This window comes from Rhodopila globiformis (assembly GCF_002937115.1).
Lineage (GTDB): Bacteria > Pseudomonadota > Alphaproteobacteria > Acetobacterales > Acetobacteraceae > Rhodopila > Rhodopila globiformis.
In genome coordinates, this window is record NZ_NHRY01000082.1 from 1 (window position 1) to 13,724 (window position 13,724).

Annotated in this window: 15 protein-coding genes; 6 read left to right on the forward strand and 9 right to left on the reverse strand. The window is 67.8% G+C overall.

All coding sequences use genetic code 11. The features are described from left to right. Nucleotides 1-132 precede the first annotated feature (132 nt). Nucleotides 133-510: a hypothetical protein gene (locus CCS01_RS09320; RefSeq protein WP_104518556.1), complete on the forward strand. Its 378-nt coding sequence runs from the start codon at nt 133-135 to the stop codon at nt 508-510. A gap of 68 nt (nt 511-578) precedes the next feature. On the opposite strand, the gene CCS01_RS09325 is transcribed toward CCS01_RS09320, so the two are convergent. After that, complete coding sequence (locus CCS01_RS09325) at nt 579-1,613, reverse strand: NAD(P)H-dependent flavin oxidoreductase (RefSeq protein ID WP_239992074.1); 1,035 nt, start codon at nt 1,611-1,613, stop codon at nt 579-581. Next, nucleotides 1,603-2,835, reverse strand: a complete 1,233-nt coding sequence (locus tag CCS01_RS09330) for an aspartate kinase (protein WP_104518558.1) — start codon at nt 2,833-2,835, stop codon at nt 1,603-1,605. The genes CCS01_RS09325 and CCS01_RS09330 overlap by 11 nt, the downstream gene beginning before the upstream one ends. A gap of 68 nt (nt 2,836-2,903) precedes the next feature. On the opposite strand from CCS01_RS09330, the gene ubiG reads away from it, so the two are divergent. Then, a complete protein-coding gene (gene ubiG, locus CCS01_RS09335; protein ID WP_104518559.1) occupies nt 2,904-3,608 on the forward strand; it encodes a bifunctional 2-polyprenyl-6-hydroxyphenol methylase/3-demethylubiquinol 3-O-methyltransferase UbiG in 705 nt (234 codons plus the stop codon). On the opposite strand, the gene CCS01_RS32630 is transcribed toward ubiG, so the two are convergent. Together CCS01_RS32630 and CCS01_RS09340 are read right to left on the reverse strand one after the other, a co-directional pair. Then, nucleotides 3,580-3,777 carry a hypothetical protein gene (locus CCS01_RS32630; protein ID WP_146101635.1) on the reverse strand — a complete coding sequence of 66 codons (198 nt, stop codon included), beginning with the start codon at nt 3,775-3,777 and terminating at the stop codon, nt 3,580-3,582. The two genes, ubiG and CCS01_RS32630, sit on opposite strands and share 29 nt — an antisense overlap. Nucleotides 3,778-3,798: 21 nt before the next feature. Further along, nucleotides 3,799-4,212, reverse strand: a complete 414-nt coding sequence (locus CCS01_RS09340; RefSeq protein ID WP_104518560.1) for a hypothetical protein — start codon at nt 4,210-4,212, stop codon at nt 3,799-3,801. Nucleotides 4,213-4,540: 328 nt separating this feature from the next. Here CCS01_RS09340 and CCS01_RS32635 point away from each other — a divergent pair, with 328 nt between their 5' ends. Further along, nucleotides 4,541-4,753, forward strand: coding sequence for a hypothetical protein (locus CCS01_RS32635; protein WP_146101636.1), 213 nt, complete (start codon nt 4,541-4,543; stop codon nt 4,751-4,753). A gap of 97 nt (nt 4,754-4,850) precedes the next feature. Here the strand turns inward: CCS01_RS32635 and CCS01_RS09345 are convergent, their stop codons facing one another. The 3 genes from CCS01_RS09345 to CCS01_RS09350 form a co-directional block, all read right to left on the reverse strand. After that, nucleotides 4,851-5,918: an IS110 family RNA-guided transposase gene (locus CCS01_RS09345; protein WP_146101637.1), complete on the reverse strand. Its 1,068-nt coding sequence runs from the start codon at nt 5,916-5,918 to the stop codon at nt 4,851-4,853. Between the two features lie 312 nt (nt 5,919-6,230). Continuing rightward, entirely contained in the window at nt 6,231-6,398 is a 168-nt protein-coding gene (locus tag CCS01_RS33570) for a hypothetical protein (RefSeq protein ID WP_158258311.1), read from the reverse strand. Further along, entirely contained in the window at nt 6,395-7,111 is a 717-nt protein-coding gene (locus CCS01_RS09350) for a COG4280 domain-containing protein (RefSeq protein ID WP_104518562.1), read from the reverse strand. The genes CCS01_RS33570 and CCS01_RS09350 overlap by 4 nt, the downstream gene beginning before the upstream one ends. 320 nt (nt 7,112-7,431) lie before the next feature. Here CCS01_RS09350 and CCS01_RS09355 point away from each other — a divergent pair, with 320 nt between their 5' ends. Further along, nucleotides 7,432-8,964 (forward strand): amidase, encoded by a 1,533-nt coding sequence (locus CCS01_RS09355; RefSeq protein WP_104518563.1) that lies wholly within the window; start codon nt 7,432-7,434, stop codon nt 8,962-8,964. Between the two features lie 621 nt (nt 8,965-9,585). Then, nucleotides 9,586-10,488 (forward strand): alpha/beta hydrolase, encoded by a 903-nt coding sequence (locus tag CCS01_RS09360; protein ID WP_104518564.1) that lies wholly within the window; start codon nt 9,586-9,588, stop codon nt 10,486-10,488. Nucleotides 10,489-10,717: 229 nt separating this feature from the next. Here the strand turns inward: CCS01_RS09360 and CCS01_RS09365 are convergent, their stop codons facing one another. Continuing rightward, nucleotides 10,718-11,896 (reverse strand): cobalamin-independent methionine synthase II family protein, encoded by a 1,179-nt coding sequence (locus CCS01_RS09365; RefSeq protein ID WP_104518565.1) that lies wholly within the window; start codon nt 11,894-11,896, stop codon nt 10,718-10,720. 464 nt (nt 11,897-12,360) lie between these two features. Between CCS01_RS09365 and CCS01_RS09370 the strand changes: the two genes are divergently transcribed. After that, nucleotides 12,361-13,035 (forward strand): HAD family hydrolase, encoded by a 675-nt coding sequence (locus CCS01_RS09370; protein WP_104518566.1) that lies wholly within the window; start codon nt 12,361-12,363, stop codon nt 13,033-13,035. A 30-nt stretch (nt 13,036-13,065) separates the two neighbouring features. On the opposite strand, the gene CCS01_RS32640 is transcribed toward CCS01_RS09370, so the two are convergent. Next, on the reverse strand, nt 13,066-13,518 hold the full coding sequence (locus tag CCS01_RS32640) for a hypothetical protein (protein WP_146101638.1): 453 nt from the start codon (nt 13,516-13,518) through the stop codon (nt 13,066-13,068). Between the last annotated feature and the right edge of the window lie 206 nt (nt 13,519-13,724).

Consider the following 13,724-nt stretch of genomic DNA (forward strand, 5'->3'; position numbering starts at 1 on the left):
GTCGGATACCGCCATGCCTACGTAGCCTCCAAAACAACCAGATCACGTCTTCATCCGATCAGATCAGAGACCTGGCTTCGGCGCTACCCCATCCCGAGCCACCCCCCCGGAACCCAATAAGAGCCTTACTTATTGCTGCTGTTTGCGTTCTGCGCCGACAGTCTTTTCCCGGCCATTGTCGGCATGTTCCACGGCAATTATATCCACATCTTTAAGGTCCTTGCGGCGCCTACCATCCCCTTCCTGATCACGATCAAGCAGATTGGAACGCGGCTGGCTACAGGTGGAGGGCCATGGCTTCCTGTGACAGGCAGCTATGCCATGGTCATGTCCTACTGGTTTGAACTTCTCACATCCACGGCGCTCTATCCGATGACGATCGCGCTTCTGGCAGGCAAACGCAGGCTTGCGAGGGTTCTCGGCGTCTTTGCGGTGTTCTGGGTACTGCTCACCCTGTTCGGCTTCGTCCGCGCGACTTGCGGATGGAACGTCGACGTGTGCGGGTGGTAGCGGGAGCGGTTGGGGGGTAGATGGCCGGGACACGCCCGACCATGACGGAGAGAGAACGTCCGTAGCCCCTACACTACCTCCCTTGCCGCCAGCGCCTTCACCGCCTGGTCCACCAGCTCCTGAATAATCTCCGCCACCGGCTGGATATGCGTCACCATCCCCACCGACTGCCCGGCCATCACCGACCCGGTCTCGATATCCCCCTCGATCACCGCCCGCCGCAGCGCGCCGGCCCAGAAGCGCTCGATCAGCAGCTGCGCCGCCTCCTTGGTGATCGCCCCGGACAGGAACTTGTCCCGCGTCTCCGCCTGGTGCGCCAGGAACTTCTTCGTCCCCTCGTTCACCAGACCGCGCACCGGGATCACCGGCAGCCGCGGGTCCAGCTCCACCGACGGCACCGCATCCCGCGCGGCCGCCTGCACGAAGAACTTCTTGAACTTCTCATGCGCGATCGACTCGACGGACGCCGCGAACCGCGTGCCCAGCTGAGCCCCCGACGCGCCCATCTCCAGGTACGACAGGATCGCCTCGCCCCGCCCCAGCCCGCCGGCGACGAAGATCGGCACGTCGCGCAGGTGCGGCAGGATCTCCTGCGCCAGCACGGTCAGCGACACCGGGCCGATATGCCCGCCGGCCTCCGACCCCTCGATGACGATCGCATCCGACCCCAGGCGCGCGAACCGCTTCGCCAGCGCCAACGCCGGCGCGAAGGTGATCAGCTTCGCCCCGCCGTCCTTCACCGCCCGGATCGCCGGCCCGGGCGGGATGCCGCCGGCCAGCACGATGTGCCCCACCTTGGCATCCAAAGAAACGCGGATCAGGTCGTTCAGCTCGGGATGCATGGTGATCAGGTTGACGCCGAACGGCTTGTCGGTCAGCGCCTGGGTGCCGGCGATCTGCTCCTCCAGCTGCGCCGGGCTCATCGCCCCGCAGGCGATCACGCCGAAGCCGCCGGCGTTGGAGATCGCGGAAACCAGGTGCTTCTCGCTCAGCCAGCTCATGGCGCCGCCCATGATGGCGTAGCGGCAGCCCAGGAATTCCGTGCCGCGCGCCCAGAGACGATCCAGCCGCGCACGGGCGGCGTGCAGGCATTCAGTTTGCATCGAGGCCATACGCGGTATGCAGGGCTCGGACGGCGAGCTCGGTGTACTCGGCGGCGATCAGCACGCTGACCTTGATCTCGCTGGTGGAAATCACCTGGATGTTGATCGCCTTGTCAGCCAGCGCCCGGAACATGGTGTTGGCCACGCCCGCATGGCTGCGCATGCCGACGCCGACGACGCTGATCTTGGCGACGTTCGGGTCCTCCTGCAGCTCGCCGTAGGCAATCTGCCCCTTCACGTCCGCCAGCGCCTGGCGCGCCCGCGGCAGGTCCGCCTTGCCGACGGTGAAGGTCATGTCGGTGGTGCCGTCGGCCGAGATGTTCTGCACGATCATATCGACGTTGACGTTCTGATCGGCCAGCGCGCCGAAGATGCAGGCGGCGATGCCCGGACGGTCCGGCACCCGCCGCAAGGTGAACTTCGCGTCGTCACGGGAATACGCGATCCCCGCCACATTCTCTTTTTCCACGATCTCGTCCTCATCAACCACCAGGGTTCCGGTATCCTCGCCCGGCAGGGCGTCGGTGAAGCTGGACAGCACCCGGACCCGGACCCGCTCGTTCATCGCCAGTTCCACGCTGCGCGTCTGCAGCACCTTGGCGCCGACGGACGCGAGCTCCAGCATCTCCTCATAAGTGATCTTCGCCAGCTTGCGCGCCTGCGGCACGATGCGCGGATCGGTCGTGTAGACGCCGTCCACGTCGGTGTAGATGTCGCAGCGGTCCGCCTTCAGCGCCGCCGCCAGCGCCACCGCCGAGGTGTCCGACCCGCCGCGGCCCAGCGTGGTGATGCGGTTGTCGTCGGCCAGGCCCTGGAAGCCGGCGACGATCGCCACCTGCCCGGTCTCCATCCGCCGGATCAGCTCGGCGCCGGGGATCTCCTGGATGCGTGCCTTGCTGTGGGCGCGGTCGGTGCGCAGCGGAATCTGCCACCCCTGCCAGGACCGCGCGTCGATGCCCAGGTCCTGCAGCGCGATCGCCAGCAGGCCGGAGGTCACCTGTTCCCCGGTGGCGACCACGGCGTCATATTCGCGGGCGTCGTGCAGCGGCGACAGGTCGGTGCAGTACTTGACAAGCTGGTTGGTGACCCCGGCCATTGCCGAGACGACGACGGCGACCTGGTTGCCATGCTCGACCTCCCGCTTGACGCGCTGCGCCACATTGCGGATGCGGTCGATATCGGCGACGGATGTGCCGCCAAATTTCATCACGATACGGGTCATACAGGGTGATCGGTTGCCAAATTGATGTGCGGGCGCACACATACTGATCACAGGCCACAGGAGCAACCATGAGTAACGCCACCGTCTCGGCGGAAGAGGTAGGAAAATTCAGCCAGCTGGTCTCGCGCTGGTGGGATCCGCACGGTCCGATGCGGCCGCTGCACCAGATGAACCCGGCCCGCATCGGCTGGATCGACAAGCTGGCCAGAGGGGCAACCGGCAGCCCGAAGCGGGTGCTGGACATCGGCTGCGGCGCCGGCCTGGCCGCCGAGGCGATGGCCCGGCGCGGCCACGACGTGCTGGGAATCGACGCCGGCAACGACATGGTCGAGGCCGCCCGGGCGCACGCCGAGGGCAAGGGCCTGACGCTGACCTACCGCAACTGCGTCGCCGAGGACCTCGTCGCCGAAGGCCGCCGCTTCCAGGTGGTCACCGCGTTGGAGGTGATCGAGCACGTCCCCGACCCCGCCGCCTTCGTCCACGTCATCGCGCAACTGCTGGAGCCGGGCGGGCTGCTGGTGCTGTCAACCGTCAATCGCACCACCCGCGCCTGGCTGATGGCCAAGATCGGCGCCGAATATATTTTCCGCCTGTTGCCGATCGGCACGCATGACTGGAAGACGTTCATCACGCCGGCGGAACTCGGGGCGATGATGCGCGCGGCCGGGGTGCGGGTGACGCAGACCACCGGCCTGCTGCCCGAGCCGCTGACCGGAAGCTGGCACACCGGGCGGGACGTCGGGGTCAACTACATGATCGCCGGGGTGCGGTAGGGGCGTCGCGCCTGCCCGGCAGGATCGGCCGCACGCGGTCCTGCCGCCGCGACCGGTCCGGCGGCGTGTCGGTGGCTTCATCATCGGCGGCCGGCCGCTCGGCGATGGCTCGGTGCGCCGCCATCAGCGCGACGAGGGCGGCAGCGCCGCCGGCGTGAATAATCTGCATGGATGCGCGTCCTGTCGTGGATCAGGGGCCCGGACGGGGAATGCGCTGTCCGTCCGGGGCGTCGCGTGGCAGCACGCGCCGGACCAGGAACCGGCAGGCGCGTGACAGCAGCGCGCCCGGCCCGTCCGGCAGCCCCGGCGCAAACTCGCCGCCGGATGCCGACAGCAGGGTGGCGCGGAACGCCTTCTCAGCCAGGCGATCGAGGGTGTCGGCGGCATCCGTCGCGCCGCCGGACCCGACCGGAGTCGCGGCGCGGCGCGCAACGGCTGCCATGACGGTGCGGAGCGCGCCGGCACCTGCAGCCTTCCCCATGTCCCGGCATGCTGCCGTCCACCGGCGGACGGCCAGCAGCAGGATGCAGCCCGCGATCTGATAATCGCCTGTCGTCGTCCAGGTCGGGTCAGTCAGGGACGGCAGCGGCATGATCTGGTCCACCGGGTGGGCTCCTGTCGATGCGGCGCAGTCTGCCCTAAATGAGAATGCGTCGCAATATCATATCCGCGTGCGCCCAACCGGGTTGGCTCCCGCGCGATCGGGAGAGGCAAGCCGACGGAGCAAGGCCACCCTCTTGCGTCATGGCCCTGCTCAGGCTTGTCCGGGGGAGTGCCATGACGATCCGGGTGTGCCGTCGCCCTGATCGACCGGCCTGCAGACTGCTGCAGCGCCTGGTGTTGGCCGCCGAAGATTTCGTCCTCATCCCTGGGCTCTTGCGACGACCGGGGGTGTCGTCCCGGGGTGAGTCAAGGCGGCGGCGGAGCCTGGATTGGCGACCGATTTTCAACACGGAGAACGCGAAGAACCACAAGCAACTGTCTTTTTTGTTTCGGCTTCATCATCAGGTTTCCCGAATTTTGGACACGCGTTATCGTTCCGCAATCGCGGCTGGTATGGCCCGGCCTTCATCATGGTGAGGCCGGGCACTGCCGCCCTCAAGCACGCGTCGCGCCGCTGCGCGGTGGCCTGCGGCCCTGCTTGACCGCGGCACCGCCCGGCCTTGCGGGGATGATCAGGCCGGGACGAAGAAACGGCCCCCAGCCGAACCAAGAAACCGGATCAGGCCCAGGCGCCGCCCATTACTCCACAGCCCCCGCCGTGGTGACGCCGCGGACACAGACATGCCCGGCGTTCCAGGCCTGGCCAGTGCGCTGCATCGCGTTCAGCCCGGTCAGCATCTTGTGCATGACCGCCACCAGGGCGACCTTCTTGAGCTTGCCGGCCGCCAGCAACCGCTCATGGAACGCCTTCATCACCGCGTTGTGCTGGATGGCGGACAGCGCCGCCATGTAGAGCAGGTTGCGCAGCCCGACCCGCCCGCCGCTGATATGGCGCTGACCGTTGCGCGCGCCGCTGTCGTCATCGAACGGCGCCACCCCGACCAGGGCGGCGATCTTGCCGGCGGACAACCGGCCCAGCTCGGGCAGCCAGGCCAGCAGCGCGGTGGCGGTCACCGCGCCGATGCTGGGCATCGTGCACAGCCGCGCGCGGTCCTGCGCGATCGCCTGATCGGTTGCGACGACGGCCGCGATGGCGTGATCGACTGCCGCCATCCGGGTCCGCAACAGCTTGATATGGCTGGCCATCTGCGTGCGCATGGCGGGCACGCGCAGCAGCCGGGCTTGGTTGCGCGCGGCGATCAACTGCGCCATCAGGAACTGCCGGGTGGTCAGCATCTTGTCCAGCCGCTCGCGCACCAGGTCGCGCTCGATCGGCGCCAGCGCCACGGTGGCGGCGAAATGCGCGATGCGGCCGGCGTCGATGCGGTCGTTCCTGGCGGGCGAGATGGCCTTGGCGAAGTCACGCACCCGCTTGGGATTGACGAGGCGCGGCTGATGCCCGGCATCGGCCAGCGCGTAGGCCAGTGTGCGCTCGATCCCGCCGGCGGCTTCCATCGCCACCCCGCTGACCGGCCGCGCGGCGAGCCAGGCCAGCAGGTCGGCGATGCCGGCGTCGGTGTGGGGAAAACGGATAGTCTCGCGCTGCGGGTAGCTGCCGACATCGAGCCATTTGCCGCTGATGTCTATGCCAACCCAGATGGGCTGTGCCGTAACTGTAACTCTCTGCCTTGCTGGTGCGGGGTTGCGACCCCGGGCAACTGTTCGGGTTGTGACAGGCGGCGATCGGGGCCACGCTCCGCGGCGAATTCAATCGATGGCCAAACGGCCTGCCGATCGCATCGCGGGGCCGGGCTGCAGACCCGGCCCCGCAACACCAGCATTATGGCACAAAACGAAGACACAAGGGCCGCGGAGCGTCCCGGGGGCAGCAAGCCAATCGGCTCATTGGCGCCGCCGGTTGATTTGGGCGCTTTGCGCGAAGCGCAGTACTTTTTTCTCCGTGGCCCTTCGTGGATTCTCCGTCCCCTCCGTGTTGAAAATCGGCCAGTGCAGCACGCACCGCCCTTTCTCCGGTGGCAGCCCAGGCCTCAGCAAGAACCTCCGGACCGGCCTCGCCAATCAGGACCTTGCCAGCCAGCCGACGGCGGCGAGGCAGGCGGCGGGCATCGCCACCACCGCCCAGGCGGCGTGGCCGGTTTTCGTCAGCGCCGCGGCGACCGCCACCACCGCGGCGACGGCTGCCACGTTGCGGGCATCGCCGAACAGGGTCTTCAGCAGCGCCTTCATGCCGCGGCCACCCGCCGCCCACGGACCAGCGGCACCAGCGCCTGGCCGCCCGCCAGGAAGAACGCCTCCAGCCCCAGCAGGCTCCAGTCGCCCAGCGGCCAGACAGCCCCGGCCAGGGCCTCCAGCGTCCAGAACGTGCCGAACGAGACGATCATCGCGCCGACGATGAACTTGATCGCGTTCTCCGGCACCCGGCGCAGCGGCGCGCGGATCGCCAGGCCGGTAGTGAACACTACCAGCAGCGCGGCCAGGGCGGCGATCCCGTTGGAGACCCAGGCACGGCTGTGCAGGCTGAAGGCAACGACGATCAGCCAGACCTCCAGCCCCTCCATCAGCGTGCCCTTGTAGGCGACAAGCCAGGCGGCGAACCAGTCGGCCCTGCCGATGCGGGCACGGGTTTCGCGGAACTCGGCATCCTCGTCGTGCAGCGGCTTCAGCCCGGCCTGGCGGGCGATCGCCTTCGCCATCCAGCGGACGCCGAACAGCAGCAGGAACACGCCGATGACGAACTGGATCGCCTGCATGTTCAGGCCGGCGGACAGCGCGCCGCCGGTCGCCACGGTCAGCACCGCCAGGGTGCCAAGCCCCGCCGCGGCGGCGCCCAGGGCAGCCGCCCAGCCGATGGTCAGGCTGACGGCGAGGACGATGGTGAAGGCCTCGACCCACTCGACCCCGGCGGTCAGGAACAACGGCAGGAAAGCCGGCCAGTCCATACGCTCGATCTCCCCGGCGACAGCGCCGCCGCCATAACGGCAACGCGGCGCGCGTGCAACCGCCCGGCGACCCCGGCATCACCGTGTTGTGTGCGCCGATCGGCGTTCTCGCCTTGGCACGGCCTTGCATCCGCGGAAAGGTTTTCCGGTCACGACCAGCGCGCGGGCTGCCTGCGCCATCCCATCCGGGCCATGAAGAACCGGCACGGCGGCTGGGCGGGTTCCGTCATGGGCATGGCACGTCATGCGCATGACACGTCACGGGCATCACCTGGGCGCAACTCAGGCCTTCGATCCGAACCAACAACGGGAGACGCATCATGCCGCTTGGAACGCTGAAGCTTCCGACCATCGACCAGTTGCGCGACGTCGCCGACGACCTGGGCATGACGCTCAGCGACGACGAGCTGTCGCAGCACCAGGCCGCCCTGACGGGCGCCATTGCCGCCTACAACGCGGTCGACCAGATGCCGGACGAGCTGCCGCCGGTCACCTATCCCCGCCTGCCGGGCATCCGGCCGCAGCCCGAGGACAACAAGTACGGCGCCTGGTACGTCAAGACAACGATCGGGGGCGCCCCGTCGGGCAAGCTGAAGGGCAAGACCGTTGCGGTGAAGGACAACATCATGGTCGCCGGCGTGCCGATGATGAACGGCGCCTCGACGCTGGAGGGCTACGTGCCCGACGTCGACGCCACGGTCGTCAGCCGCATCCTGGACGCCGGCGGCACCATCGCCGGCAAGACGGTGTGCGAGTATTTCTGCTTCTCGGGCGGATCGCACACCTCCAGCACCGGGCCGGTGCACAATCCGCACAAGCCGGGATATTCCGCCGGCGGATCGTCCTCGGGCAGCGCCGCGGTGGTGGCGGCGGGCGAGGTGCCGATGGCACTGGGCGGCGACCAGGGCGGGTCGATCCGCATCCCGTCGGGCTGGTGCGGCGTCTACGGCATGAAGCCGACGCACGGGCTGGTTCCCTACACCGGGATCATGCCAATTGAGACCACCGTGGATCATACCGGGCCGATCACCGCGACGGTGGAGGACAACGCGCTGCTGCTGGAGGTGCTGGCCGGGCCGGACGGACTCGACCCGCGGCAGTATGGCGCGCAATCGCGCCCGTTCCGCGACGCCGTCGGCCGCGGCGCCTCGGGGCTGCGCATCGGCGTCGTCCAGGAAGGCTTCGGCCTGCCGGTTTCCAGCGAGTCGAGCGACGCCCTGGTGCGGGAGGCGGGCGAGCGGTTCCGCGGCCTGGGCGCGACGGTGGAGCAGGTGTCCATCCCGCTGCACAGCCTGGGCCTGGCGATCTGGCTGCCGATCGCCGCCGAGGGCGCAACGATGCAGATGATGCTGGGCAACGGATACGGCTTCAACTGGCAGGGGCTTTACGTCAATTCGCTGATCGACGCGCACAGCAACTGGCGCAACCGGGCGGACGAGCTGTCCGATACGCTGAAGAACACGATGCTGCTCGGCCACTACATGGTCACGCGGCATCGCGGGCATTACTACGCCAAGGCGCAGAACCTGGTGCGCCGGCTGCGCGCCGCCTATGACGCCGCGCTGTCTGGCTATGACCTGCTGCTGATGCCGACCTTGCCGATGCCGGCGACGAAGATCCCGGCGGCGGATGCGCCGACCAGCGAGATCATCCAGCGCGGGCTGGAAATGATCGTCAACACGGCGCCGTTCGACTGCACGCACCACCCGGCGATGAGCATCCCCTGCGGCCTGACGGACGGCCTGCCCGTCGGCGCCATGCTGATTGGCCGGATGAACGATGAAGAAACGATCTACCGGGCGGCCGGAGCGTTCGAGAAGGGCGTGGACTGGCGGTCGCTGAAGCAGGGATAGAGGCGCGGCACTTGCCGCCGGCGTAATGGGATTCCGGTCGGCTGCCCGGGGCGCAACAGTCCCGGGTCTGCCGGCGCCGTAGCGGCCGCTTCCCCGGCGTGCATCCGGCCCGCCAGCGGCACGGCGATCGGCGTTCCCCAGCCGCGACCGCAGGTTGCAACGAATTCTTCTCTGCGCGCTCTGCGCCCCGCTCGGCGGTCTCTGCGTTGAATCGCGGTGGCCGGGGCGCCACCGGCGTTTCGGGTTGGGCGGGTCACTGGCAACGCTGTTCTTTGTTGCGCCATCGCATTTTTGCAACGCAGAGCGCACAGAGCGGGGCGCAGAGCGCGCAGAGAAGAATTCGTTGCAACCTGCGGTCGCTTTGGCTTTGCATCGACTGCGGTGCTCCGCCCATCCGGGGCGGGACGGCCGAACGGTCGTTTGTCCAACTCAACCACAGGCGGGAACGTTTCCGGCCGGCCGACATGCGCCTCCTCGACAAGAACCGTCGCAATAGCGGCGTCTCCAGCGGCCCTGGAATTCGAGACAACGAAGCTATTCGCAATAGTCGATTGTCCGGCGCCAGCCGATCGGCGCATATACCCGGACCTAACGAGACAGAAAAACAAGGGGGACCCACCCATGCGCACCGATATCTCATTCAAAACGGAAGACGGCACGATCCTGCGCGGCTGGCACTACCTGCCGGACAGCCGGGCCGGCAAGGTGCCGACGATCGTCATGGCGCACGGCTTCTCCGCCGTGAAGGAGATGTACCTCGACCGCTTCGCCGAGACCTTCGCCGCCGCCGGCCTGGGCGCCGTCGTGTTCGACAACCGCAACTTCGGCGCCAGCGACGGCGAGCCGCGGCAGGAGATCGATCCCTGGCAGCAGGTCCGCGACTACCGCGACGCCATCACCTATGCCCAGTCCCTGCCCGAGACCGACGCCGATCGCATCGGTGTCTGGGGATCGAGCTACAGCGGCGGCCATGTCCTGGTGCTGGGCGCCATCGACCGCCGGGTGAAGTGCGTCGTCGCGCAGGTGCCGCTGGCCAGCGGCCACGACAACGCCCGCCGGCTGATCCGCTCGGATTATTTCGCCGGCCTGCAGGCGGCGTTCGACGAGGATCGCCGCGCCCGCATGGCTGGCAAGCCGCCGGCGATGCTGCCGGTGGTGGCCGAGGACCCGACCGCGCCCTCGGCCCTGCCGACGCCGGACAGTTGGGCGTGGTTCTCCGAGACGGGCCGCACGCGGGCGCCGTCGTGGCGCAACGAGGTGACGTTGCGCTCGGTCGAGATGTTCACCGAATACGAGCCGGGCAGCTATGTCGGCTTCATCAGCCCGACGCCGCTGATGATGGTCGTGGCGCTGGGCGACGTGCTGACGGTGGCCGATCTGGCGCTGGCCGCCTATGAGCGGGCGCTGGAGCCGAAGCGGCTGGTGGCCCTGCCGGGCGGGCACTTCGACGCCTACGTCAAGGACTTCGATGCGTCGGCGAAACCGGCAGCGGCGTGGTTCGTGCAGCACCTGGCTTCCCGGTAGCCGCGCGGGAGGTTGCGCGGCGGGGCAAGGCCGGCGCCCGGTCCGTTGCCCCGCCGTCATGGCCGGGCGTGTCTCCGTCGCCATCAGGAGTGGGCGGCGGTTGGCGAAGGGTGTGGTGCCCCGGTCCGTTGCCTCCCCGTCATGGCCGGGACACGCCCGGTCATGACGATAGAGGGACGACCTTGCTCCGCCGGGAAGACGGCCCGGCCATGACGGCGAAAGAACAATCCTACGCCCGCGCCCCACCCTTGCCCCACAACCGCGCCGAGGCAATGTCCGCCCCCTGCCGGCAGGCGCGGAACTTCGCCCACACCACATCCTCGCTTACCCATTCCCATCCGGCGAACGTGCCGAAGCCGCAATCGCTGCTGGCAATCACACGCTCACGGTCGCCGACCGCCGCAACCGCGCGTTCGATCCGCTCGGCGACGACCTCCGGGTGCTCGACGAAGTTGCTGGTGCTGTCGATGACGCCGGGAAGCAGCACGAATTCGCCGGGCAGCTTGTGGCGGGCGAGCGCCGCGACCTCGTGCTGGTGGCGGGGATTGGCCATCTCGATCGACAGCCCGCCGACTTTCGCCTGGTACAGCACCGGCAGCAGCGGTTCCAGCGCGATGTCGTGCACGTGCGGGCCTTCCCAGTTGCCCCAGCAGATGTGCAGCCTGACCCGGTCGCGCGGGATGCCCTCCAGCGCCAGGTTGATCGCCGCCACGTGGGTTTCGACGACCTTCACGTATTCCGCGTCGGATTTGTCCTGGAACAGGAACACCCGCTCCATGGCCAGGTCGGGCGCGTCGATCTGCAGCAGCAGGCCGCTGTCCACCACCGCGCGATACTCCCGGTGCATCTCGCGCGCCAGCGCGTTCACATAGGCCTCGTGCGAGTCGTAGTAAGCGTTCAGCATCGTGGTGGCGATGATGCCGGGCGACGGCGCGGTCATGAAGGTTTCGGTGAAGGGCGGCTTCTGTTCGGCGGCGTGACGTTTGGCCCGCTCGATTTCCGCCTGCGTCAGGCTGATGTCCTCGTACTTGACCGGCCCCACCGCCTGCGGCGCGCCGAACACCTTGCCGGTGCGCGGGATGCGCGCCTGCAGGCGGGCGGCGAACAGCGGGAACTCGGTGAACTCGGGCGGCGCCGGGCGTTTCGATTCGCCACCGAATCCTGTCATCCGCTGCGGGATATAGGTCTGGAAGCCGACCCGCCCCTGCTCGCCGTCGTTGCCGACGTCGACGCCGGCCTCGCGCTGCTTCTGCATGACATAGGCGACGCGGCGGTCGATCTCCGCGGTCAGTGCGGTGCGGTCGATCGTCGAGCCGGCTTCGTCCTCGATCAGCAGGTCGGTCAGGCGCTCGCCGCGCGGCAGGCTGCCGACATGCGTGGTGAGTATGTGGCTGTCGCTTTTCTTCATGGTTCTTGTCCTCCCCGTTCGATGCGGCGATCCGGCAACGCCCGGTGCGGCCGTTGCCTGCGCCGCGATGATTTTCTTCGAGCCAGGCAACGAAGTCCGCAAGTCGCTGCCACGCCCAGCATACCAGCAAATCCCACCGGATCATAAGCGCCCGCCGTTGCGATCCCCTGCAACCGGTGCCCGGGCAACTGCATTGTCACTGCGACGGGTGGCGCGGGCGTTCTCTCGCCGTTGTGGTTGGGGCGCGGCCGTTGCTACCCCGTCATGGTGGGCGAAGGCCCACCATCCACGCCTTTTGCCGATACCAGTACCGCAAGGCGTGGATGGCGGCCCTGCGGCCGCCATGACGACGGGACAGTGCGCCGCGTCCCGTCGCCTAAATTGGCGCCAACGGGGACACACCCGGCCATAACGAGAGGGCGACGACCGGCGCCTGCAAGACCGCATTTTCACAGGAGAAAGCCATGCGCATCGAATCGGTGTTCCTGTTCGACCTCGACGGCACGCTGGTGGACAGTGTCTATCAGCACGTCCTCGCCTGGAAGGAAGCGCTCGACCACGAGGGCATCGACCTCTCGGTCTGGCGCATCCACCGCCGCATCGGCATGAGCGGCGGCCTGTTCATGCACCAGTTGCTGCGCGAGACCAATCTGGAAATCAGTGCCGAGCGGCTCGATCGGCTGCGCCGCCTGCACGCCGCGGCGTATCAGCGCCACGCCGATCAGGTCCGGCCGCTGCCGGGCGCGCGGGCGCTGCTCGATGCGCTGGATGCCGGCGGCCTGCGCTGGGCCATCGCCACCAGCGGCCGGATGGAGACCGCGGGCGCCAACCTGCAGGCCCTTGGCGTGGATCCCGCCCGGGTGCCGGTGGTGACGCGCGACCAGGTCAGGCATGCAAAGCCGGATCCGGATCTGTTCCTGGCGGCCGCCGCCCGGCTGGAGGCGCCGATTGAAACCGCGATCATCGTCGGCGACTCGATCTGGGACATGCTGGCCGCGCGGCGCTGCCGGGGACTTGGGGTTGGCGTGCTGTCGGGCGGCTATGGGCAGGAAGAACTGGAGCGGGCCGGCGCGATCCGGGTTTACGAGGACCCGGCCGATTTGCTGAAGCATATCGATGAGGTCGCCGGGCGGCGGTAGGATCGGCGCAGGCGACGCCTGGCGCCTGCGTTATCGCATGCTCTCCCTGTAGCCCGGATCGTCCTCAGGCAACAGGCCGGTGTCCGGATGTCCCGCATGACGTGGCGACGCCGGAAACGCCTTGCGACATCCCGGTCTTTGCCCGAGGCTGTCATGCCGGTCCGGATCAGGCAACGCCGCCGCACCCGTCTGGTCGCGGCCGTCAAATACGCGGGATGTATGGGCGAGCGCGGCAAGTGATTCGTTAATAAGCTTGCGGCTCTCGGTCCGGATTCGCAGCATGAGAGCTTCGTCGCGCTCCTGGACATGATCGAAGGATTGGCTGTAGAGGTCATCGGCGATGGCGTAGCAGGCACAAGCGGTTTCAAGGTGGCGGGGATTGTTGGAAATTCTATAGGTTGACAGCCACTGTTCAGCGACTACGTAATTGCGAATGCAATTATAGGTTATAGCTCGCCCATTCATAAAAACCCTGGCCGGCATTGACGTCACATCCCTTCCCATAAGTTGTGTCTAACGTAACCGGGAGTTCCCCCGGCTCTGCCGGGGAGGCAGCAGCAGTTTGACATTTGCGGGGGTAGGCCCCGGTTCGCCCATCAATGAAACTCTGGAGCGTGAGCCGCCAAAGCACACGCTGATGGAGTTCCATCAATGGACGAATTCGAGAGCCTAAATCACACCAAATGGGA

Excerpts from the sequence above, each read along its gene's own strand:
- CCS01_RS33570 (WP_158258311.1), bottom strand. The coding sequence starts at position 6,398 with ATGAAGGCGCTGCTGAAGACCCTGTTCGGCGATGCCCGCAACGTGGCA.
- CCS01_RS09360 (WP_104518564.1), top strand. The coding sequence starts at position 9,586 with ATGCGCACCGATATCTCATTCAAAACGGAAGACGGCACGATCCTGCGC.
- CCS01_RS09370 (WP_104518566.1), top strand. The coding sequence starts at position 12,361 with ATGCGCATCGAATCGGTGTTCCTGTTCGACCTCGACGGCACGCTGGTG.
- CCS01_RS09365 (WP_104518565.1), bottom strand. The coding sequence starts at position 11,896 with ATGAAGAAAAGCGACAGCCACATACTCACCACGCATGTCGGCAGCCTG.
- CCS01_RS09350 (WP_104518562.1), bottom strand. The coding sequence starts at position 7,111 with ATGGACTGGCCGGCTTTCCTGCCGTTGTTCCTGACCGCCGGGGTCGAG.
- CCS01_RS09330 (WP_104518558.1), bottom strand. The coding sequence starts at position 2,835 with ATGACCCGTATCGTGATGAAATTTGGCGGCACATCCGTCGCCGATATC.
- CCS01_RS09355 (WP_104518563.1), top strand. The coding sequence starts at position 7,432 with ATGCCGCTTGGAACGCTGAAGCTTCCGACCATCGACCAGTTGCGCGAC.
- CCS01_RS09325 (WP_239992074.1), bottom strand. The coding sequence starts at position 1,613 with ATGCAAACTGAATGCCTGCACGCCGCCCGTGCGCGGCTGGATCGTCTC.
- CCS01_RS32630 (WP_146101635.1), bottom strand. The coding sequence starts at position 3,777 with ATGCAGATTATTCACGCCGGCGGCGCTGCCGCCCTCGTCGCGCTGATG.
- CCS01_RS32640 (WP_146101638.1), bottom strand. The coding sequence starts at position 13,518 with ATGCCGGCCAGGGTTTTTATGAATGGGCGAGCTATAACCTATAATTGC.
- ubiG (WP_104518559.1), top strand. The coding sequence starts at position 2,904 with ATGAGTAACGCCACCGTCTCGGCGGAAGAGGTAGGAAAATTCAGCCAG.